This is a genomic window from Paraburkholderia lycopersici (assembly GCF_900096975.1).
Taxonomy (GTDB): domain Bacteria; phylum Pseudomonadota; class Gammaproteobacteria; order Burkholderiales; family Burkholderiaceae; genus Paraburkholderia; species Paraburkholderia lycopersici.
Map to the genome: position 1 here is coordinate 41,932 of NZ_FMYQ01000009.1, position 21,867 is coordinate 63,798.

12 protein-coding genes and 1 pseudogene are annotated in these 21,867 nt (G+C 64.6%); 7 read left to right on the top strand and 6 right to left on the bottom strand.

The features are described 5' to 3' along the window. Positions 1-39: 39 nt before the first annotated feature. From BLU17_RS11950 to BLU17_RS11975, 6 genes are all read right to left on the bottom strand, one after another. Positions 40-2,655, bottom strand: coding sequence for a hypothetical protein (locus BLU17_RS11950; protein ID WP_091996944.1), 2,616 nt, complete (start codon positions 2,653-2,655; stop codon positions 40-42). A gap of 6 nt (positions 2,656-2,661) precedes the next feature. Then, positions 2,662-3,603, bottom strand: coding sequence for a glycosyltransferase family 2 protein (locus tag BLU17_RS11955; RefSeq protein WP_091996945.1), 942 nt, complete (start codon positions 3,601-3,603; stop codon positions 2,662-2,664). Further along, the gene (locus tag BLU17_RS11960) at positions 3,593-4,021 is read right to left on the bottom strand and encodes a GtrA family protein (RefSeq protein ID WP_176929034.1); all 429 of its coding nucleotides are present in this window, start codon (positions 4,019-4,021) and stop codon (positions 3,593-3,595) included. The genes BLU17_RS11955 and BLU17_RS11960 overlap by 11 nt, the downstream gene beginning before the upstream one ends. Positions 4,022-4,079: 58 nt before the next feature. Next, a complete protein-coding gene (locus BLU17_RS11965; RefSeq protein WP_245746816.1) occupies positions 4,080-4,796 on the bottom strand; it encodes a class I SAM-dependent methyltransferase in 717 nt (238 codons plus the stop codon). Positions 4,797-5,078: 282 nt separating this feature from the next. Then, on the bottom strand, positions 5,079-6,110 hold the full coding sequence (gene galE, locus BLU17_RS11970; RefSeq protein WP_091996948.1) for a UDP-glucose 4-epimerase GalE: 1,032 nt from the start codon (positions 6,108-6,110) through the stop codon (positions 5,079-5,081). 32 nt (positions 6,111-6,142) lie between these two features. Further along, positions 6,143-7,255: a glycosyltransferase family 4 protein gene (locus BLU17_RS11975; protein WP_245746831.1), complete on the bottom strand. Its 1,113-nt coding sequence runs from the start codon at positions 7,253-7,255 to the stop codon at positions 6,143-6,145. A gap of 277 nt (positions 7,256-7,532) precedes the next feature. Between BLU17_RS11975 and BLU17_RS11980 the strand changes: the two genes are divergently transcribed. The 7 genes and pseudogenes from BLU17_RS11980 (at position 7,533) to BLU17_RS12010 (ending at position 21,817) form a co-directional block, all read left to right on the top strand. Next, complete coding sequence (locus tag BLU17_RS11980; RefSeq protein ID WP_091996950.1) at positions 7,533-7,883, top strand: hypothetical protein; 351 nt, start codon at positions 7,533-7,535, stop codon at positions 7,881-7,883. 205 nt (positions 7,884-8,088) lie between these two features. Next, positions 8,089-8,344 (top strand): annotated as a pseudogene (locus BLU17_RS33755) (glutamine--fructose-6-phosphate transaminase (isomerizing)); the annotation flags it as partial. 1,169 nt (positions 8,345-9,513) lie between these two features. After that, positions 9,514-10,299, top strand: a complete 786-nt coding sequence (locus tag BLU17_RS11990; protein WP_091996952.1) for an SDR family NAD(P)-dependent oxidoreductase — start codon at positions 9,514-9,516, stop codon at positions 10,297-10,299. Between the two features lies 1 nt (position 10,300). Beyond that, positions 10,301-11,833 carry an LTA synthase family protein gene (locus BLU17_RS11995; RefSeq protein ID WP_245746817.1) on the top strand — a complete coding sequence of 511 codons (1,533 nt, stop codon included), beginning with the start codon at positions 10,301-10,303 and terminating at the stop codon, positions 11,831-11,833. 2 nt (positions 11,834-11,835) lie between these two features. Further along, a complete protein-coding gene (locus BLU17_RS12000; protein WP_091996953.1) occupies positions 11,836-19,485 on the top strand; it encodes a type I polyketide synthase in 7,650 nt (2,549 codons plus the stop codon). Further along, positions 19,482-20,408 (top strand): UDP-3-O-acyl N-acetylglycosamine deacetylase, encoded by a 927-nt coding sequence (locus tag BLU17_RS12005; protein WP_091997070.1) that lies wholly within the window; start codon positions 19,482-19,484, stop codon positions 20,406-20,408. The genes BLU17_RS12000 and BLU17_RS12005 overlap by 4 nt, the downstream gene beginning before the upstream one ends. A 35-nt stretch (positions 20,409-20,443) precedes the next feature. Then, the gene (locus tag BLU17_RS12010) at positions 20,444-21,817 is read left to right on the top strand and encodes an aminotransferase class I/II-fold pyridoxal phosphate-dependent enzyme (RefSeq protein ID WP_091996954.1); all 1,374 of its coding nucleotides are present in this window, start codon (positions 20,444-20,446) and stop codon (positions 21,815-21,817) included. The last annotated feature ends 50 nt before the right edge of the window (positions 21,818-21,867 follow it).

Here is a 21,867-nt window from a genome sequence, read left to right on the forward strand (position 1 = left end):
CGCATCGGGCGCGTCGCCGGCATTCCTGGCACAGGTATTTCAGTGCTGGATGCCCGTGCGGGTCTTGAAGCGCTGAACGAGGTCGTCGTACTGGGCGTCGGTGAGCGGTTGCTTGCGGCGATAGACGGCGATCCAGTTCTTCTGGTCCAGTTCGAAGCGCTGCGGGGTCGCCTCGAAGTTGGCGCCGACCCCGGTGCCGCTCAGCAGATCGTCGCGAATGATCTGCTGCGTGTATTGCTGGTCGGGCGCGATATGCGTCTGGAACGGCATCCCGACGAGCGCGATCTCGCAGTCCCTGAAGGACCGCCAGGGCGCTCCGTCGCGGCTGTCGACGTCGCCGAGCCAGGCCAGTTGCTGCTCCAGCGCGCCCTTGTGGATTCGTTTGTCGATTTGCCAGACGTTGGTGAAGATCGACTGGTTGAGCATGCCGCTCGATGCGACGAGACATAGGCGTTTGTCGCGAATGGCGGGGGACTGCGCCCATTCAGCGGCCTGCTCGAGTCCCACCAGACCATACTGGCTTGCAGGCGCCCATGCCGAATAGTTCGGCACCGCGCGCGCGAGCGCGCGAGGCAGCACCGTGCGCGTTGCGGTGGCGTTCAGCGCCACGCACGCGATGGTGACGAGCGCGGCAACCCAAAGACCGCGCGCGCGGGCGAGCGCGATTGCGCCGCCGCACAGCACGGCGCCGAACAGCGGCATCAGCAGGTAGTAGTGCTGCGGACCGGGGCTCTGGACCTTGACGAAGAGCACGCTCGCGATAACCGAGGTCGTGCCCAGCACGAAGGCGAGGCGGTGGTTGGTGAACACGCGGGGCAGCGCGACCAGCAGGCCGGCGATCAGAATCAGATAGAGCCAGCCGAAGCTGCTCAGAAGATCGGCGAAACTTTGTGCGAGCGGCTTCGCATAAGACGCATAGAGATTCGCGTAGTCGTGGGTTGCCGGATCGGCGAGCCAGTCGAAGGCGACCCAGCCGAGCAGCGCGAGTCCCGCCATCGCCATTAACCAGACGATCAGCACGGTGCGAAGGAGCACGCCGACACGCGGCCCACGCACGAGCTGCCAGGCGATGGATAGTCCGCACATGCCGATCAGGCCTGCGGAGAAGAATACGTACCACCGCCGGAACAGGAACATCGACGCGATCAGCGTGCCGAGTGCGAGCGCCGGGATGACGACTTCGCGCGAGAAGCGTGCGCTGCGCAGATCGGGCAGCGGTTCGCGCAGCGTGCCGAGCAGCGTACTGGCGACCACTGCGGCGAGCGCGCAGAAAATGACGCCGGCGATGTCGGGCAGCATGTGCAGCACCGTCCCGAAATAGACGGGCGAGGCGGCAAAAAGCACCAGCGCGGCGAGAGGCCAGCCGTGCGCCGCGCGCTCGGTCCGGGTTGCGCCGACCAGCAGCTTGCCCAGCCACGCGCAGACGAGAAAGCTCGGCACGGCGTAGAGTGCCGTCACGAGCAGCAGGTATTGCGCATGGCCCGGGTAGCCGCGCGCAAGCGAGAGAAGGGCGAGCGGGAAGGCCGGCAGATCGGAGTAGTCGGCGGAATAGTTGGCACCGAGGGCAGAAAAAAGTTGCGCCCAGCTCTGCGCGCTCATGAGCTCGTAAAGCTGTTCCGTTTTCTGCCAATAATTGCGGCTGTCCCAGAAGTAAATGAGGTGCGTGTGCGCGAGAAACCACAGCACGTATCCGAGGATCACCCCGGCCACGACGGCCATCGCGCCGAAGGTGCGCCAGGGGAACCGGCTGCGCGCGTGTGCCGACCCGTAGCTTCGACGCGGCGAAGCCGCCAGCAGGGCGAAGCCGATCACGAGACCGCCGATGCCGCCGAGCAGCGCCTCGCCCAATTCGTGCAGCCGTGCATGCAGGGTGGTGTTGCGTAACGCGATCAGCGTTGCATCGTAGGCCGGGGTGCTCCCCGGCGGTCCTGGCGTGATGCGGATGGTCAGCTCGTGAATGTTCACGGGGCCCGTGATGCGTTTTACGATCCAGCGCGAATCGATGAATGCCCGCTCCGGCACGTAGATCGTCTTGACCGGCGCCTGTTCGCCTGCCGGGCCAGTGATCGAGACTTCGAGCCCGATGCCGTCGCTTGGCGTGAGGTCGCCGTTCGGATAGTAGATCGCCTCGCGCGGTTTGGCGATCCAGAGCTCGATCGCGTGCGGATTGGTGTCGAACATCGCGTGCAGGACGTTGGGTACGCGCGCGTTGTCGTAGGCCGGATGCATGGACCACGTGTTTTCACGCCGCTCCCAGATTCGCTGGGCGAACGGCGGCAGATTGAGGTCCGCGGACCCGTCGCTGTAGTGCACATCGACGCGATTGGCCCCCGGCGTGGCGACGCCGATCCAGCTCACCAGCGCGAGGCCGCCTGCCGCGCAAAACACCACCACCGCTTTTTCGATTGCGCCCAGATGGCGCAGCGCGCCAAGAACGAGCGCGAGGCCGCCGCAGACCAGCACCCACGTGACGGCGAGCACCGGCGCGAACGCGTGCGGCCGGCTCGCGACGTTATCGGCGACGAACACCGACGTTGGCGTCGCCACCGCGAGCGAGATCGCAGCGAGCAGGAATACCGCATGGCGCGGCATCTTGACGGGATCGTGTTGACGGTTTGCCACGTCCGGATTCGCGAATTCGATGAGGCCGCCCATGCCGGTCTAGTTGAGCGTGGTCTGTTCGACGAAGTAGCGCGGGCGCCGCTTCACTTCCAGATAGATGCAGCCGACATATTCGCCGACCACGCCCAGCGCAAGGAGCTGCACACCGCCGATGAACACGATGCTCAAGGTGGTCGACGCCCACCCCGGCGAAGTGTTGCCGAGCAGCTTGGCGAAGATGACCCACACGGCCAGCAGCGCGGCGAGCAGCGAAATGAGCAACCCCGTCACCGAGATCACGCGCAGCGGAACGACAGAAAACGAGGTGATGCCTCGCACCGCGAGCGACAGCATCTTGCTCAGCGTGTATTTGGACTCGCCGGCGACGCGTTCCACGCGTCGGTATTGCACGCACGCTGTCTTGTAGCCGACGAGCGGCACGAGACCACGGATATAGGCGTTGACCTCGCTGAACGAAAGCAGTGCCGCCAGGGCGTCGCGGCTCATCAAGCGGAAGTCGGCGTGGTGTTCGACCGACTCGACGCCGAGCCATGACATCGACCGGTAGAACAGATGCGCCGTCGTGCGCTTGAAGAACGTGTCGGAATTTCGCTCCGCGCGCACGCCATAGACGATCTGGAAACCCTGGTGGTAGAGATCGACCATCTCGTCGATCGCGTTGACGTCGTCCTGGAGGTCTGCGTCGATGCTGATGCAGATATCCGATTTGACATGCTGAAGCCCCGCGAGCAGCGCATTCTGGTGCCCGCAATTACGCGAAAGTTTGACGCCGGAAACGGCGGGGTGCGTCGCGGCATACTCGGCGATGATGCGCCACGTCTCGTCTTTGCTGCCGTCATCGACGAAAAGAATCTTGCTGGCATCGCCGATCTTGTCCTCGCCAACGAGCTGCGCGAGCTTTTGTGTGAGCACTTCGATGGTATGCGGGAGCGCTTCCCGCTCGTTGTAGCACGGCACGACAATCGTCAGTTCAGGTCTCATTGGTCTCGACTCTTCGGAAAGCCCACAATTTATTGCCTGCAAATCCGGCCAGCGTGTACACCGCCACGCCGCAAAGCTGGGCCGCGTAGGCGTGCCCGGTCAGCTGCAGCGCCGCCAGCATCGTCCCCAGATTGAGCAGCCAGCAAACCCCGGCGACGACGAGAAAGCGCAGCATTGCCGCGCCGCTCGCCGGCGAACGGAACGTGAACGTGCTGTTGAGGAGAAAACTGATGAGAATGCCCGCGCCGTAGCCAATCACGTTGGCGATGACGGGGGGCGCGCTCAGCGCCTGGGCGGCGAAAATGATCGACGTGGCGATCACGGTATTGATGCCGCCCACGAACAGATATTTGACCAGTTGCCGATGAGTTGTCACGCTCGCGAGATCCTGGAATCCGACTGGCGGCATGCGCATCATCGGCTCGTGTTCGAAAAGGTGATGCGCGCGACGCGTCGCGGCAGGCATGCGCAGCGTCTTACTGACGGTAAGCGTAAATTGCGTACTGGGCGCCGAACGGCACGCCAATGAGGTACTTCTCGAATCTGCGCAGCGCGGCGAGCGCATGCGGGAAAAAGATGCGATAGCGGATCTCGACCCGCCTGAAGCCTGCGTCGAGACACGTTTGCCTGAGCTGCCGCGCGGTAATCAGCTTTGCGTTGACGTCGAATTCGCAGTCGTTGACCGCTTTCACGGTGAGCGGATTAAGCGGGTTGTGTTCGTAGATCACGAGCGCGCCATCGTGGCGCAGCGTACGCGCCAGCTCCTGCAGCAGACGCACGTGCTCGGAGAACGGAATATGGTGGAACACGCACATTGCGAACGCCAGGTCGAAGCTATCGTCCGTGAATGGCAGGCGCTCGCCGTCAAACGGGACGTAGTTCGCGAGGCCCGGAAAGCGATCCGAGGCCACCTGCAGCGACTTCTCCGAAACGTCGACGCAAGTCAGCGACGCATCGGGCATATGCTTGCGCACCCAGGGGACCGAATTGCCCACGCCGGCTCCGAAGTCGAGCAATTGGCGCGCATGCGCGCCCACTCGCTCTAAATGCCCGGCAATGTCCCTGATTTTGTACTCTGCAAAAAATTCGGGATTTTCGCCAGAAGCTGCAATATTGCGCGCATGAAGTGCACGATATTCGTCTGCAAAACTGTCAAACTCAGCCTTATCCATTACGCGTGTTGCTCCTGTCACGAGAGAACTTCGGGCGGGCGCGGCTCGGTTTGCTTAGGGGGTAGAGCCAGAGAATAGCGTACTCTTTCGGCGATATTCAACCTTGTGTTAGCAGCCTGTTGAAAACATTTTGCGGGCACGCGGCACGAGCGCCGGAATGGCGCTGCGCTGCGTTGGCTTGTTTCGCATTCGCGTGGGGCGGCTTTGGCCTGGCACGAGCCCATGGCATGGCCTCGCCATTCGTTTCCGCCAGCCGCTTGCGCGGCTAGCCGTTGCAAACTGGCCGCCTTTGTGGGGTGTGATTTACTCGAATCCTCGCGGATTCTTTTCCTGCCAGCGCCAGTGATCGACGCACATGCGCTCGATGCCGAACCGGGCTTTCCAGCCAATGAGCTGTTCCGCCGTGGCCGGATTCGCATAGCATTCGGCGATGTCGCCGGGCCGGCGCGCCACGATCTCATACGGCACCGCGCGACCCGACGCCGCTTCGAATGCCTTCACGACTTCCAGCACGCTATAACCGCGGCCCGTGCCGAGATTCACGACGAAGCCTTCGCCGCGCGTGGCGAGCGCGTCGAGCGCCTTGAGGTGGCCCTGCGCCAGATCGACCACGTGAATATAGTCGCGCACGCCGGTGCCGTCCGGCGTCGGGTAGTCGCCGCCGAACACGCGCAGTGTTTCGAGCTTGCCCACGGCCACTTGCGCGACGTATGGCATCAGATTGTTCGGAATGCCCGCCGGGTCCTCGCCGATCAGCCCGCTTTCATGCGCGCCCACCGGATTGAAATAGCGCAGCACGGCAATGCGCCACGACGGGTCCGAGATCGCGACGTCGCGCAGGATCTGCTCGGCGATGAGCTTCGACTGGCCGTACGGGTTGGTCGCGGAGAGCGGAAACGATTCGTCGACCGGCGAGCGCTCGGGCACGCCGTACACCGTGGCCGACGAGCTGAACACGAACTGCTTCACGCCATGCTGGCGCATGACGTCGAGCACGACGAGCAGGCCGTCGAGGTTGTTGCGGTAATACTCGATCGGTTTGGCCACCGACTCGCCCACGGCCTTGAGCGCCGCGAAATGAATCACGCCGGTGATGCGGTGCGCCTCGAAGATGCGCGATAGGGCGGCGGCGTCGCGCACGTCGGCTTCGTAGAACGCGACCGGCTTGCCGGTGATCTGCCGGACCCGCTCGAGCGATTCGGCGCGGCTGTTCACGAGATTGTCGACCGCGACCACGTCATAGCCGCCATTGAGCAGTTCGACGCAGGTGTGCGAGCCGATATAGCCCGCGCCGCCAGTGACGAGGATCGTACCCTTTGCATTCGTCGCAGTCATGCCGTGTTCATTCCCGTGAAAGCCAGATTCGTTCAAAACGTCGACCCGGTGATTTCCCGGATCAGTTCCCGGTAGCGTTGTACCACAACGCGCTCGTCGAATTCTTTTTCGATTTTTTTGCGGCCGCGCGCTGCCATGGCGGCGCGCGCAGCGTCGTCGAGATCGAGCATGCGCGCGAGCGTGGCGGCGAGGGCGCCCGCGTTGCGCGCCTCGCAGAGCAGGCCGTTTTCGCCGTCGGCGACGACTTCGCGGCAGCCGGGCACGCGCGTGGCCACGATCGGGCGGCCCATCGCGCTCGCCTCCATCAGCGTGCGCGGCACGCCCTCGCGGTACGAGGGCAGCACGACGCAGTCCGCGTCGGCGATATAGGGGCGCACGTCGGCGGTTTCGCCGAGATATTCGATGATGCCTTCACGTTCCCAAGCGGCCACTTCGTCGCGCGAGATGGCGCTCGGGTTGTCTACGCCCACTGGACCGAGCAGCCGGAAGCGCGCGTGCGGATAGCGCGTGCATAGCTGGCGCGCGGCCTCGACGTATTCGCCGACGCCCTTGTCCCAGAGCAGCCGGCCGATCAGCACGAAGGCAAATTCCGCGCGCGCGGGCAGCGGCGTGAAGGGGAAGTCGTCGAGATCGACGCCTTCGCCGTGCAGGAGCCTGGCGCGCTCGGGATGCGCGAGCAAGTTGCCTTCCTTGAAGGCGGCCTCGTCGTCCTGGTTGAGGAACCAGACTTCGCGGGGGAAACGGAACGCGAAACGATAGAGGCGCTTGGCGACTTCGGCCGCGCGGCTTTTCTGAATGAAGACGTAGCCGAGCCCTGTCGTCACGGCCACCGAGGGCGTGCATGCAAGCCAGGCGGCGATCGAGCCGTAGATGTTCGGCTTGATCGTGTAGTGGAAAACGACGTCGGGTTTGAGCGCGCGGTAATGCTTGAACAGTGCGAGGAGCGTGCGCAGGTCGTGGAACGGGTTCGTGCCTTTTGAGGCGACCGGTAGTTCGACGCAGCGGCAACCCATCTCGGTCAGCGGCTCGAAGGTGCGGTCACGCGGGGCGATCACCGTGACCTGCGCGCCGCTTTGCGTCAATGCGCGCAGGAAGCCCCGGCGGTACGTGTAGATCGCCCATGCGGTGTTGCAGACGAGGGCGATGTGGAGGGAGCGGGTGCGGTCGGCGGGGCAAGCCGCAGCCGCCGGCTTGTCGTTGGATTTCACGATACAAAAAGCTGGGAGCCCGATTGAGTTTCAACGGGCGATGCCCGAAAGCCGGGAGTTTACCGGGAAATATCCGTCGCGGGCGCGTAAGGCGCGTGGGTTAGATTCCGGTAGCCGGCGCCTTAAGGCAAGAGCGGACGGCTGGACCAGTCGGATAAGATGAGTCCTGTGCCATATGGAAGATGGGCATGATGGTACAAGGAGAATATTTCCAATGACTGCTCTACTTGACTGGTTTGCGGCGGCAAGATGGCGCATGTCCCTGTCTCATTGCTTTGAGGGATTGCTCGTCCAGATGCCGATCGGGCTGTTATTCAATTTTCGAATTGGAGCGCTTGCCGTAGTCGTTTGGTATTGGTCACGCAAGAAACTCGAGTGCGAGTTCGAAACGCTGGACGCTGAGGAAGCGCTAGCTTTCGAGTCACATGCTTATACATGGGCGATCGGATGGTTCCCGTGGCACTGGGACGCCTACAAGGTGCTAGACGTGCTGTTGCCGGCGCTGTCCGCAATGCTGATCGCCATGACCATGCATGGCTACGGAGGACCGCTCTGGACATTTTAGCGGCGGCCTTATGCGTGTAATAGTGAAAGTGAAGAGGAAGTTGGTGCTGTAAGGCTTTATCGCCCATGCGTAAGCGGTGAGGGAAATTTTCGAGCGAGCCTTGTGAGCCTTGTCGGCTAAAACGTTGGCGAGGTGTTCGACGGTATCGACAGCATCCTGATTCTCGCGTGCGGCATGAGTGCAACGCAGGCCTCGCAGCGAAGTATTAGCCGAGCTGCGCGGGCACATAAGCGAGGCGCAGGAGGCGGCATATCTGAAGCTGCTGCGTCAACCAGCTAGCGGCGCTTGGCAGCGTGCCCGGAAGATTTCGCGCGCAAGGAAAACGTATTGTACCTCGGGCGTGTTGCACTACCTGATCGCGCTCGAAGGCTTGCTTGATGTCAGAGAAGTTCCGCGCATCTACGCCGAACGACGCGTTGTTCGAGAAGCTCAAGTCGAACATGCAGGAGGGGTGCGCGCGGCAACGATGTGGGCAAGCCGCGCAATCTCGCGAAGTCGGTGACGGTGGAGTGAGCGTTTGTGTTTAGGATGGTGTGTGGCCGGCAAATGTACCGACACACCGCTTGATCCATGACTTACACCGTCGCCGAGCACCTCCGCTTCGACCGCTTTTCCGAATCACGGGGCGTCCAGGCCGGCTACTTCTTCGCGTGTGAAAGTGCAAGTTGTCCGCAGCCAACCGGATGAGTCACCGAAAGCGTGCGTAACTGGAGCGCGCGGCGTTGCTGGGCGTGGATGTCACGCGTTAGCGGCTGCTCCAGTCACGTCGTTGCTTGGGGCGCGTAAACGGGCTGGCGACTCATGGGGCGGCGGGTGCCATTCTATCCGAAGTATGCGCGCGTTAGCGCAACGATACGACGCTCGCGATCGAATGCTGTTTGGCACAGATAGATCGTCTCCCAAGTGGGATGGCGATGTCAGCAAAAGAAGCGGCTGCGCGCACTGAATCGGGAAAATATCGCTCGCCACAAATTGGCTCGATTTGAGCTATTTTCCGCTTATTTTTGAATGGTAAAACGTTTGCGAGGCGAGACTGGCCAAAAAAATATCAGGCGCAATCCAAAGGAAACCTTCTAACAGCATCCATCCGCCTGCAGTAGAAAAGGCACGTAAGCGATCCACCCGTATCGCGCTTTTTTAAGAGGCATGTATTCGGCATATAACTGGCAGCAAGGCGTCTTTGCCTCAGGGCGATGGCGGCGATCGGGCTTGCTGTAATAACTGGTAATTCCTGCCTGTTGCGAAGGTGCGACTCTTACGGAAGGATTGTCAATCTTAATGGCGCGAAAGAATTCCCTTACGGTATCATTGCGATCGCGCGCTAAAGTTTTGCTATTTTGCCTTTTTCGGCGTGTCTGTTCACTCGGTGCTAGTGGAGCGGAGTTGCTTCGAATTGATTGTTCCTCACGTTCATCGGTGACGGCGCGAGGGAGCAGCGCTGCAAGCGCTGACATCACGACTTCCAGGCTCTGATTGGCGCAAACCGATGTTAGCGGTAGCAGCAGGTGCTCCGCCCAAGGATGTTTTCAGTGGCAGTCTGCGCATCTTATTCCGCGTATGCCTGCTACTAAAGAAGTAAATATTTAAAGACCATGGCAAAACAATATTCCTTGCAACCGGGGTTGGGCGAGTGAGTACGGATGGGCCGCGTGTAATCGTTATCACTGGCGGTAGTGCCGGACTCGGGCGTGCGTTGGCTTTAAGCTATTGTGCGCCCGGTATGACGCTGGGATTAATCGGAAGAAACGCCGAACGCCTCGAGGCCGTTGCTGCGGAGTGCCGCGCTCGCGGCGCGGAAGTCGTGATCGGCGTCACGGACGTCCGTGACGCCGCAGCGCTAGAGGCGTGGATCTTCGATTTCGACGCACGCCACGCAATTGATCTGTTGATCGCCAATGCCGGCGTTGCCAGCACGCTTCGCTCATCTGATGACTGGGAAGGCGCCAATCGCACAGCCGAGGTCGTCGATACCAATCTCTACGGTGCCTTGCACGCGGTGCTGCCTGCGATCGAGCGCATGCGCACTCGGCGCCGCGGCCAGATCGCGATCGTCAGCTCGCTCGCCGGACTGCGGGGGATGGCAATTTCACCAGCCTATTGTGTGAGCAAGGCTGCGCTCGTGGCGTACTGCGATTCCGTGCGCCCGGTTCTCGCGCGCGACCAAATCGGCATTTCAGTCGTCATGCCGGGCTTCGTGCGAACAGCGATGAGCGACGTTTTTCCTGGCAGCAAACCGTTCATGTGGAGCGCCGAAAAGGCCGCCCTGTTCATCAAGACGCGCCTGGCGCGGCGTCGCGCGGAAATCGCTTTTCCCTTCAGTTTGACGCTCGGCCTCAAGTTGCTGCGCCTGTTGCCGGCAATTGTCGCCGACGCAATCCTCGGTTTTCTGTTTCAGATCCCTCGTCGGAATATGTGAAGTGCTGCCCGGTTTTGCAATCGCGGCCGCCCTGGCCGTATCGTCCTTCGCCGTTGAAGCGATCGCTGTAACAAGATCGTCACTCCGTCGACCGCCAGTTGCGCTGATGCTGCATCTGGCGGCGCTTGCTGTCGTGGCGGCGGGTTGCGTCGCATTGACGGGGCGGCCGTTATTTTCGGCGGGCCTCGCACTCGTATTGATTGGCTTGCTTGCGGTCGTCGGCAACGCCAAATATGCATCACTGCGCGAACCGTTGGTCTTCAGCGATCTGAGCCTTTTCAGTCAGGTCTTTTCCCATCCGCGCCTGTATTTGCCGTTTCTCGGTTTCGGCAAACTCACCGTCGTCCTCGTCGGCATAGCGGCAGCGGTGGGGGCGTTCGTTGCTGAAAGTCCGGCACCACCGGGGCAGCGATGGACCGCTGCCGTCGTTACGTCGATCTGTTTACTAGCGTGCATCGCGCTTTCCCGGCGCTTGCCGCTCACGCTACAGCCCTTTTCGGACCAATGCCGATTCGGCTTTTTCTCCGCGTTCGCTGCCTATTTGATCAACGGATTGAGCGGCGCGCAACGGCGGGCGTTCATTCGCGCCGCGCGTACCAGCCCGTTTTCGGTCGGTCGTCCGGACGTCCATCCGGACGTCATTGTCATTCAGAGCGAATCGTATTTCGACGCACGCCGCCTCGGCGAATGCGTGTCCGATGCGCCCTATGCGCATTTCGATCGCGCGAAACGCGAGTCGTTCGAGCAAGGCGAACTGACAGTGCCGGCCTGGGGTGCGAATACGATGCGCAGCGAATTCGCGATGCTTACGGGATTGACGTCTCCCGAACTCGGTTACGCGCGCTTTTATCCGTATATGTTCGTGCGCCGGGCGTGTGCATCGCTAGCGGGTTATTTCAGCCGGGGCGGTTATCGCACGGCGGCGGTGCATCCCTACTACGCGAACTTTTTTGGCCGTCGCCGGGCATTCGCACACATGTATTTCGACCGCTTTCTGGACATTGAAGATTTCAAAAGCGCGTCTCGTGTGGGGCCGTACGTTGGAGACCTTGCGGTGGCGGACAAACTCATCGCCCTCCTGCAGGACAGTGATGACAAACCGGTATTTGCGTTTGCGATCACGATGGAAAATCACGGTCCTCTGCATCTGGAGAGGGTTGCCGCAGGGGAATCCACATCGCGGCACACGCTGGGAGAAGACGCGCGCTGGCGCGATCTGACCGCCTACCTGCGGCATGTGGAAAACGCAGACGCAATGATCGGCAGATTGACCGGTTATCTGCGCGACCGCGATCGGCCGACTGTCCTGTGCTTTTATGGCGACCACGTTCCCGCGTTGTCTTCCGTATTCGATGCGCTCGAAACGGAGCCGACTCACAGTGATTACTTTATCTGGCGCAATTTTGCGAGCGACATCGGCACGCAGCGCGACATTGGCGTCGAGACGCTCGGTTCCACAATACAGCGCGCGATGAGGCATGCGGATCGTGTCACCCCCGATCCGCGAAACGAGTTGCAGCAGATGTCGGCATGATGATGGAAAGAAAAATCGCAATTATCGGGATGGCATGCCGCTTTCCTGGCGGAGTGGCCGGGCCCGAAGACTTCTGGCAACTGCTATGCGACGAGCGCGACGCCGTGAGCGTCGTGCCCCACGATCGTTTCGGCACGGCGTTCTATCAACATCCGTCCAGGAAGGAGCCGGGTAAGAGCTACACGTTCTCGGCGGGCGTGCTCGATGACGTGGCCGGTTTCGATGCCGCGTTCTTCGGCGTTTCGCCGCGCGAGGCAAGCCAGATGGACCCGCAGCAGCGCCTCCTGCTCGAACTCGCGTGGGAAGCCTTTGAGGACGCCGGCGTACGTCCGGCCGAGATGCGCGGCCGTGACTGCGGTGTGTACGTCGGCGCCGCGAGCATGGACTACGGCAATCGCAGCATGGACGACCTGAACTGGATCGATCCGTACTCGGCCACCGGCAACGCGCTCAGTGTGGCGTCCAATCGCGTTTCGTATCTGTTCGACCTGCGCGGTCCGAGCATGTCGGTCGACACCGCGTGCTCGTCGTCGCTTGTCGCGCTGCATCAGGCCGTGCAGGCAATCCAGTCGGGCGAGACTGAAATGGCGCTCGCGGGCGGCGTGAATATGCTGCTCCATCCGTTTGGCTTCGTGAGCTTCTCGAAGGCGTCGATGCTGTCTCCGCGCGGCCGCTGCCGCGCATTCGACGCGGCCGGCGACGGTTACGTGCGCGCCGAGGGCGGCGCTTTCGTGCTGCTGAAGGCGCTCGAGCGCGCGCTCGCGGACGGCGATACCATTCACGCGGTCATCGCTGGCTCGGGCGTGAACTCCAACGGCCATTCGCACGGCGGCATCAGCGTGCCGACCACGGCCATGCAGGCCGAACTGCTGCGCTCGGTCTACCGCCGCGCGGGCGTCGACCCGCGCACGCTTTCCTATCTGGAGGCGCACGGCACGGGCACCGCGGTTGGCGACCCCATCGAGGCGCGCGCGCTGATCGAAGCGGTTGCGCTCGGCCGCTCGGCCGACGATCCGCTCCTGATCGGCTCGGTCAAGACCAACATCGGGCACCTCGAAACCGCTTCGGGTATGGCCGGCCTCTTCAAGGCGATTCTCTGCCTGAAGCACGGCGCGGTGCCGCGTTCTCTGCATTTCGAAACGCCCAATCCGGCCATCGATTTCGAAGGCGGCCGCCTGCGCGTCGTCGATCGCCTCACGCCGCTCGCACGCCGCGAAGGCGGCCCGTTGATGATCGGCGTCAACTCGTTCGGCTTCGGCGGCACCAATGCCCACGTCGTGCTCGCCGAGGCGGTGAGCCCGGCCGCGCCCGCAGCGGCAGTCACGGCCGGCGCGCCCGCTTCGGACGCAGCGTTGCCGCCGCTCGTGCTCACGGCGCGCTCGCCAGCGTCGCTCGCCGCACTCGCCGGGCGCTACCATGCACGCTTGCAGAGCGGCGCCGATTGGGCGGCGCTCGCGGCTAGCGCCGCGCGACGCCGCGAGTGGCTCGAACAGCGTGCGGTCATTGCGCCGCCCGATGCGAAAGCAGGCCGCGCCGCACTTCTCATGCTTGCCGATTCGACCGATCAGGCGTTGCCGGCGTACGTCGCGCGCGGCCAGGCTGTATCTGCCGGCAAGGTGGCATTCGTCTACGCGGGCAACGGCTGCCAGTGGGCCGGCATGGGCAAGCAACTCTATGCGGAAGACGCTGTTTTCCGCGCGGCGCTCGACGAAGTCGACGCGCTCTGGTGCGCCGGCGGCAGCGACTCGCTTGTCGACGTGCTGCGCGCCGGCGCGAGCGCCGAATGGCTCGCCGCGACGGAAAACGCGCAACCTCTGTTGTTCGCGATCCAGGTTGGCATCACGCGCGCACTTGAAGCCCGTGGTATCGAATTCGATGCGGTGGTCGGTCATAGCGTCGGCGAAATCGCGGCCGCGTGGGCGTCGGGTGCGCTGACGCTTGCCGAGGCCGTACACGTGATCCGCATTCGCAGCAGCGCGCAGGGCCTGACGCGCGGTACCGGCAAGATGGCTGCGGCGGGTATCGGCGAAGTCGAGGCGCGCGAGCTGATCGCACGCCTCGGTCTCGCTCAGGCGGTGGAACTGGCCGGCACCAACAGCCCCGAAGCCGTTACGCTCGCCGGGTCGCCCGAAGGGCTCGAAGCGATCGGCGCCGCGCTCGCGGCGAACGGCAGCTTCTTCCAGTTGCTCGATCTCGACTACGCGTTCCACAGCAGCCGCATGGACGCCATCGAGCCGGTCGTGCGCGTCGGTCTCGCCGATCTTGCGCCGCGCGAAGGCACGAAGCGCTACGTCTCGACCGTCACCGGCGACACGCTTTCCGGCACCGCGCTCGACGCGGGCTACTGGTGGCGCAACATTCGCGAGCCGGTGCGTTTCGGTGAAGCGCTCGCGCGTCTCGCCGATTCCGGTGTGCGCGTGTTCATCGAAATCGCGCCGCACTCGATTCTGCGCCACTACGTCAAGCAGACGCTCGCGAGCCTGAATCTCGCTGGCGCTGTCGTGCCCACGCTCAAGCGTCATCACGACAGTGCGCAGATGCTCGCGCATTCGATGCTCTCGGCGGTCGCGCACGGCGCGCGCGTCGATCTCGACGGCTTCGTGCCGATGCTGCGGCAGGGCGCAGATGCGGCACTGCCGACCTATCCCTGGCAGCGCGAGCGCCACTGGCAGACGGCCACCATCGAGGGCTACAACCTTGTGAATCGCCGTGTCGATCATCCGTTGCTCGGCTACCGTCTGCACGAACATGCGTTCGCGTGGGAAAACCAGCTCGATCCGCAGCGCGTGCCGATGCTGGCCGACCACGTCGTCGATGGCGGCGTCGCGTTTCCGGGCGCGGGCTATGTGGAAATGGCGCTGGCCGCTGCGCGCGTGTTTTTCCGCACGTCCGATGTCGCGCTCGAGAATCTCGAGATCCGCATGCCGGTCGTGTTTCAGCCGCAGCACGCGAAGCTGTTCCGCTTCGTGATCGACGCGCGCACCGCGTCGTTTACGATCGAAACGCGCGAGCGCATGACCGATGGGCCGTGGAATCTCAACGTGACGGGTCGCCTGCTCGAAAGCGGCAGCACACTAGGCGCGCACAGCGCGGCCGACGAGTCGGTGCTGGCGCGCCTCGAAGCGAGCCCCGCGATGCGCGGCGACGCACTGTACGCAAGCGCCACGGCGATCGGCCTGAGCTACGGTCCGGCGTTCCGCTGGGTTCGCACCGTGCAGGTGCAAGGCGACCACGCGCTCGCAAGCTTCGAAGTGCCGCAGGCGCTTGACGGCGAGCAGGCGCTGGTCGGCTGGCTGCTGCATCCCGCGCTGATGGACAGCGGCTTTCATCCGCTCTTCGCCGTGCTCGGCCAGGCCGGCGCCGCGCCTGGGGAGGCGCGCGCGGCCTTCGTGCCGGTGCAGGTCGGCCGCGTCGATTTTCTACGCGGCGATTCGGTGCGCCGCGTGCTCGCGCGCGTGCAGCGCCGCAGCCCGCATTCGATCGTCGCGTCGTTCGAATTTCTCGATGCCGACAACGCGATCGTCGCGCGTCTTTCGGCGTGCCGGTTCCGCCGCGTCGATCTCATGGGCCGCTGTCACGCCGCGCCGGCGCGGTTTGCCTACGCGCTCGAGGCACGTCCGCTGCCCGGCGGCTTCACGGCCGCCGCGCTGCCCGCGCCGGTCGCGCTCGTCGAACGGGCGTGCGCACGTCTCGCCTCGCATGAGGACAGCACGCAGCGTACTCATCACCTGACCGAAAACTTGCCGCTGCTGGACGTGCTCGCAGGCCTGTACGCTTTGAACGCACTCGATGCGATTGGCGCATTCGCACAGCCCAGGCTGCCCGCGCTCGCCAACGCAGCGCTGCTCATGCGCCTTGCGCAAATCGTTGTGGAAGACGGTCTTGCCAGTTTCGAAGGCGAGCGTCTCGTGCGCAACGATGCGGCCTGCGCGGCGATGCCCGCGCTCGACGCGCTATGGCGCGAGGTGCTGGCGGCAACGCCTGCGCTCGTCGCCGAACTGACGCTGCTGGCGCACGTTGGCGCGGCGCTGCCGCGGGTGTTGCGTGGCGCGGCGACCGAAGCCAATGTGCCCGCGCTGCTTTCGCCCACGGGGCGCAGCCTCGTCGAGCAGTTCTTCGACGCTTCGCCCACGTGGTCGCATGCGCGCGCGATGCTCGCGGCCTGCGCGAAGGAAGCGCTGGCCGCATGGCCGCGCGCTCGCCGCCTGCGCATGCTCGAAATCGGCGCGACGAGCGGCGATGTGCTTCAGCCGCTTGACATTGGCGTGCCGGCTTCGCAGTGCGAGCACGTGCTGGCAGGCACGCACCAGCAACTCGCCGCGCTTGATGCGGAAGCGCACGCACACGTTCAAACATTGCAACTTGGCGAAAACGAGCCGCTTTTCGCACATTGCCGCGACGCTGCGCCGTTCGACGTGATCGTGGTGAACCGGATGATCGGCGAACAGGCCGACCCGCTCGGCGCACTGCAGGCCATTGCCGAACGGCTCGCGCCGGGCGGTGTGGTCGTGCTCGCCGAGGCGCGCCACAGCCGTTTCGCCGACATCGTGTTCGGCGTGGCGGGGCACGAAGTCGCCGCCCAAACCTACGGCGCCCTCGCGCCGGCCGCGCTTCAGTCGCTTTGCGAGCGCGCCGGTCTGCAGGACGTCGCGCGCCACACGGAGCAGGGCCTCGATCTTGAGGGCGCGCCGACGCTGATGGTCGCGCGCAAGCCCGCTCCTGCCCAGCCGACGGAACCCGCCCCGGCCCCCACACAGCCCTGGCTGATCGTGCAGACCGGCAACGACGCGTACGGCGCGGCGCTCGCGCAAGCGCTTGCGCGTCATGGCTGCGAGGTCGAATCGGCGAGCGTGCACGAAGCGGCCGCGTGGCTCGCTCACAGGAACACGCAAGCGCAGATCGCGTTCCTCACACCGGTCGCTCGACTTGAAGAAGCCAGCGGCGCCGATTTGATGCGTGCGCAGCAGGGCGGCGCGCTCGCGCTCGCCACGCTTGCACGCGAACTCGACGCAGCCGGCGTGGCCGCACTGGCGCGCCTGTGCGTGGTGACACGCGGCGGCGCACCGTTCGGCCACGGCCCGGGCGCAGCGGCTCAGCCCGAGCAGGCGAGCCTCTGGGGCCTCGGCCGCGTGATGGCGAACGAGTATCCGGCGCTCGCGTTGCGCCTGATCGACGTGGCGTGCGCGGATGGCGAAGCCCTCGCGCAACTGGCGCACGCGCTCACGCACGATGACGGCGAGGAAGAGGTGCTGCTCACGGCGCAGGGCCGGTACGTGCCGCGCATGCTGCCGGCGCAGACGGCGGAGCGTCAGGCGCCGAGCGACGAATCCGCGGCTGGACAGCGGGCCGGCACCGCGCCCGCCGTGCTGGCCTTCGACATGCCCGGCTCGCTGCGCAACCTCGCATGGTTCGCCTTGCCTGCGCGCGAACTGAATCCCGGCGAGGTCGAGATCGCGCCGATGGCGACCGGTCTGAACTTCCGCGACGTCATGTATTCGATGGGCCTCCTCTCCGACGAAGCGGTCGAGACCGGCTTCGCGGGCGCGACGATCGGCATGGAGCTTTCGGGCCGGGTCGTGCGCGTGGGCGAGGGCGTCAAAGACTGGGCGCCCGGCGACGCCGTGCTCGGCTTCGCGCCGGCTTCGTTCGCGACGCGCGTGGTCACACGTGCAAGCGCGATCGCGCGCAAGCCTGAAACGATTTCCTTCGAAGCAGCGGCGACGATTCCCACCACGTTTTTCACCGCGTACTACGCATTGTGCGAGCTCGCTCGACTGCGCCGCGGCGAGCGCGTGCTCGTTCACGGCGGCGCGGGTGGTGTTGGCATCGCGGCGATCCAGCTCGCCCGCCATCTAGGCGCGGAAGTGTTTGCCACCGCCGGCGGCGACGAAAAGCGCGAATTCGTGCGCCTGCTCGGCGCCGACCGCGTGTTCGACTCGCGCAGCCTCGCGTTCGCCGACGACGTGCGCGCCTGCACGAACGGCGAGGGCGTCGACGTCGTGCTCAACTCGCTCGCGGGCGAGGCGATGGTGCGCGGTATCGACACGCTGCGTCCGTTCGGCCGTTTCCTCGAACTCGGCAAGCGCGACTTCTACGAGAACAGCCAGATCGGTCTGCGGCCGTTCCGGAACAACATCAGCTATTTCGGCATCGACGCCGACCAGCTCATGGGCGTGCTGCCCGAGCTGACCACGCGCCTCTTCGACGAAGTGATGGCGCTCTTCATGAGCGGCGTGCTGCATCCGCTGCCGTATCGCGCCTTCCCCGCTGCACGCGCGGAAGAAGCGTTCCGCTACATGCAGCAGGCGCGCCAGATCGGCAAGGTGCTCGTCACCTACCCGTCGGGCACGCCGGCGCCCACGCGCGGCGTTGCGCAGCCTTCGCTGCGCCTCGACCCGCAGGCGGCGTATCTGATTGTCGGCGGCACGGGCGGTCTCGGTTACGCGAGTGCGCGCTGGATGATCGCGCGCGGCGCGCGTCACCTCACGCTTGCGAGCCGCGGCGGCACGCTCGACGCCGCGAAGCAGCAGGAACTCGAACGCATGCGCGCCGAGCAGGGCGTCACCGTGACCGTGGCGTCGTGCGACGTGACCGACGCGGCCGCGCTCGAGCGTCTGGTGGCAAGCATCGAGGCGCGCGGCACGCCGCTCAAGGGCGTGCTGCACTCGGCGATGCGCATCGACGACGGCTTGCTGCGCAACCTCGACGACGCACGCATGCTCGCGGTGCTCGAACCGAAGGTTGCGGGCGCATGGAATCTGCACCGCGCGACGCGACGCTGTTCACTCGACTTTTTCGTGCTGTATTCGTCGGCCACGACCTATCTCGGCAATCCGGGCCAAGGGGCGTATGTGGCGGCCAACAGCTTCCTCGAAGCGCTCGTCGCGCATCGCCGCGCGGCGGCGTTGCCCGCAACGTTCATGGCATGGGGGCCGATCGAGGACGTCGGCTTCCTCGCGCGCAACAGCGTCACGCGCGAAGCGCTGCAGGCGCGCATCGGCGGCGCGTCGATTACCTCCGACGAGGCGATGACGGCGCTTGAGCGCGCGCTTGCAAACGGCGCGACCGGCGAGGCTGTGGTGCGTCTGGACTGGGCGGCAGTCGCGCGCGGCATGCCGGCCGCGCAGGCGCGCCGCTATATGGTGCTGCAAGGCGTCAGCGCAACTGAGGCGACGAGCGAAGACGGCGCGCTGCTAGAACAGTTGCGCGCGCTGCCGAGGACGGAGGCGGTCGCCGCGGTCGAGACCGCGCTGCGCGGCCACATCGCGCGCATTCTGCACATGTCGCCGGAGCGCGTCGCGCTCGATTGCCCGGTGCTCGATCTCGGCATGGACTCGCTGATGGGCATGGAACTCGGGATGGCGGTCGAAGAATCGTTCGGCGTGAAGCTGTCAATCATGGCGATTGCCGAAGGCGCAACCGTGCATACGCTCGCCGTGCGTATCGTCGACATGCTCGACGACGATAGCGGCGAAAGCGCTACCGGCGCGCGGGACGCGGCGAATGGCGCGAACGAGGCAGTCGCTGCGCTGGCCGCGCGCCATGCGCTCGACGAGAACGAAGCGCGTGCGCTGCTCGAACGCAACAAGAACAACGGTCGGGATCAACAGGGAGACGAGTCATGTCAGTCGACGCCGGCGCTTGCGGAGTGATGCTGCCCGCGGGCTGGCAGGCGAACGAAGGCACGCTGGCGCGCCCGCTCGCAATCTCGGGGCATGGTCTGCACACAGGGCGGCGCGTGAACGTTCGCATCCTGCCCGTCGAGGCAGCGGCTAGCGCGGGCGAGCGGCACGGCATCGTGTTTCGCCGCCTGCACAAGGGCCAGGCGCTTGGCACCGTGGCCGCCGATCCGTCGCTGCGCCGCGGCCAGCCGCTCTGCACGATGTTGCGCGCAAACGACGGCCTTGGCGTGCGTACGGTCGAGCACCTGCTCGCGTCGCTGCTCGCGTGCGAGATCGATCACGCGATCGTCGAACTCGACGCAGAAGAAGTGCCGATTCTCGACGGCAGCGCGCAGCCGTGGATCGACGCGATCAAGGCCTGCGGGCGCACCGCGCTGCCGCGGCCGAAGCGCTTCCTGCGCGTGCTCAAAACCGTGAGCGTGGCTGACGGCGAGGGCGCCGCGCGCCGCGAAATGCGCGTTGAACCCGCCGACGACTACGCACTCAGCGTGCACAACAATGACCTCAAGGGTTTCGGCGACATGGAGTGGCACGGCCGGCTCACGCCGCGCGCTTTTGCTGATGAGATCGCTTCATCGCGCTCGTACGGGCAGATCAAGTGGGCGGTGCCTGCAATCGTCGTGGGCTATCTGCGCGGCTGGCCGATTCTGCGCGGCGCACGGATGTCATGCACAGCGGCGATTGTCGGCAATCGCGTGGTGGGTGGCTTGCGCCAGCCCGATGAGTTCGTGCGCCATCGCGTGCTCGATCTTGTCGGCGATCTCGCGCTCGCGGGCGCGCCGCTGCTCGGGCGCGTCACCGCGCGGCGGCCGACGCATGAAATGAACTACAGGCTTCTCGCGGCGGTGCTCGGCACGCCGGGCGCGTACGAGTGGGTCGAGGCGCACGCGTAACGCGCGCGCCGAACAAACAGGTTAGATCAAGTTACATGGGACTCGGGGAAACATTACGCCAGCAACTGGCGGCCAAAGCGCTGAAGCGGCAACTCGAGCGCGCGACCGATGCGCTCGTGGCGCCCGGCGTGCCCAACGCGAAGTCGGTGCGGGCCGCGCAGACGCTTTCCGCGCGTAGCCGCTTCGAAGCGATGCCGCAGTTTCAGCAGGTCAAGCTGATGCGCGAGATGGGCGAGACGCTGCGCGTCGATTCGCCGTTCTTTCGCGTGCACGACGGTATTGCGGGTGCGACGACGCAGATCGGCGGCCGCGAATACGTGAACTTCGCGAACTACAGCTATCTGGGGCTCGCGGGCGATCCGACCATCGCGGCGCGTGCCAAGGCGGCGATCGACCGTTATGGTACGTCGGCTTCGGCGAGTCGCATTGTCGCGGGTGAGCGGCCAGTGCATCGCGAGCTGGAACGAGCACTCGCAGCATTCTACGAAACGGACGACTGCGTCGCGTTCGTGAGCGGCCATGCGACGAACGTTACCGTGATCGGCGCGCTGTTCGGGCCGGGCGATTTGATCGTGCATGACGCGCTCGCGCACAACAGCATCGTGCAGGGCGCACAGTTGAGTGGCGCCAGGCGACTTGGTTTCGCACACAACGACTGGCAGGCGCTCGACGAACTGCTTGCGCGCGTGCGCGGCGAGTACCGCAATGTTCTGATCGCCATCGAAGGTCTCTATAGCATGGATGGCGACCTGCCCGACCTGGAGCGCTTTTGCGAAGTGAAGGAGCGGCATGGCGCGTTCCTGCTCGTCGACGAAGCGCATTCGCTCGGAGTGCTCGGCGCGACGGGCCGCGGTATTCGCGAGCATTGCGGCGTTGCATCGGACCGCGTCGATCTGTGGATGGGCACGATGAGCAAGACGCTGGCGGGTTGCGGCGGGTTCATCGCCGGCTGTCAGCCGCTCGCCGATATGTTGCGCAATCTCGCGCCTGGGTTTCTGTATAGCGTTGGGCTTGCACCGGCGCTTGCCGAGGCTTCGCTCGCCGCGCTCGAATGTTTGATTGCGCAACCGGAGCGGGTCGCGCAACTGCAGGCGCGGGGCAATCAATTCCTGAGGGAAGCACGCGCGGCCGGGCTCGATACCGGTACGAGCGCAGGCTTTGCGGTCGTGCCTGTCATCACGGGCAGTTCGCTGAAGGCCGCCCAGTGGGCAAATGCGCTGTTCGAAGAAGGGATTAACGTGCAGCCGATTTTTTATCCGGCTGTTGAAGAGAAAGCGGCGCGCTTGCGGTTTTTTATTTGTTCGACGCATGAGCCGGAGCAGATTAGCCGAGCGGTTGCGGCAGTGGCGAGCATTTCAGGGCGTACTGGACGCAACGCCGGTGTCGGACCGAGTATTTTGACTATATGACGTAAATAACATGCAGAAACATAGCATTAGGATGCGTACATAAATTTGAT

Excerpts from the sequence above, each read along its gene's own strand:
- BLU17_RS11950 (WP_091996944.1), bottom strand. The coding sequence starts at position 2,655 with ATGGGCGGCCTCATCGAATTCGCGAATCCGGACGTGGCAAACCGTCAA.
- BLU17_RS11955 (WP_091996945.1), bottom strand. The coding sequence starts at position 3,603 with ATGAGACCTGAACTGACGATTGTCGTGCCGTGCTACAACGAGCGGGAA.
- BLU17_RS11960 (WP_176929034.1), bottom strand. The coding sequence starts at position 4,021 with ATGATGCGCATGCCGCCAGTCGGATTCCAGGATCTCGCGAGCGTGACA.
- galE (WP_091996948.1), bottom strand. The coding sequence starts at position 6,110 with ATGACTGCGACGAATGCAAAGGGTACGATCCTCGTCACTGGCGGCGCG.
- BLU17_RS11980 (WP_091996950.1), top strand. The coding sequence starts at position 7,533 with ATGACTGCTCTACTTGACTGGTTTGCGGCGGCAAGATGGCGCATGTCC.
- BLU17_RS12000 (WP_091996953.1), top strand. The coding sequence starts at position 11,836 with ATGGAAAGAAAAATCGCAATTATCGGGATGGCATGCCGCTTTCCTGGC.
- BLU17_RS12010 (WP_091996954.1), top strand. The coding sequence starts at position 20,444 with ATGGGACTCGGGGAAACATTACGCCAGCAACTGGCGGCCAAAGCGCTG.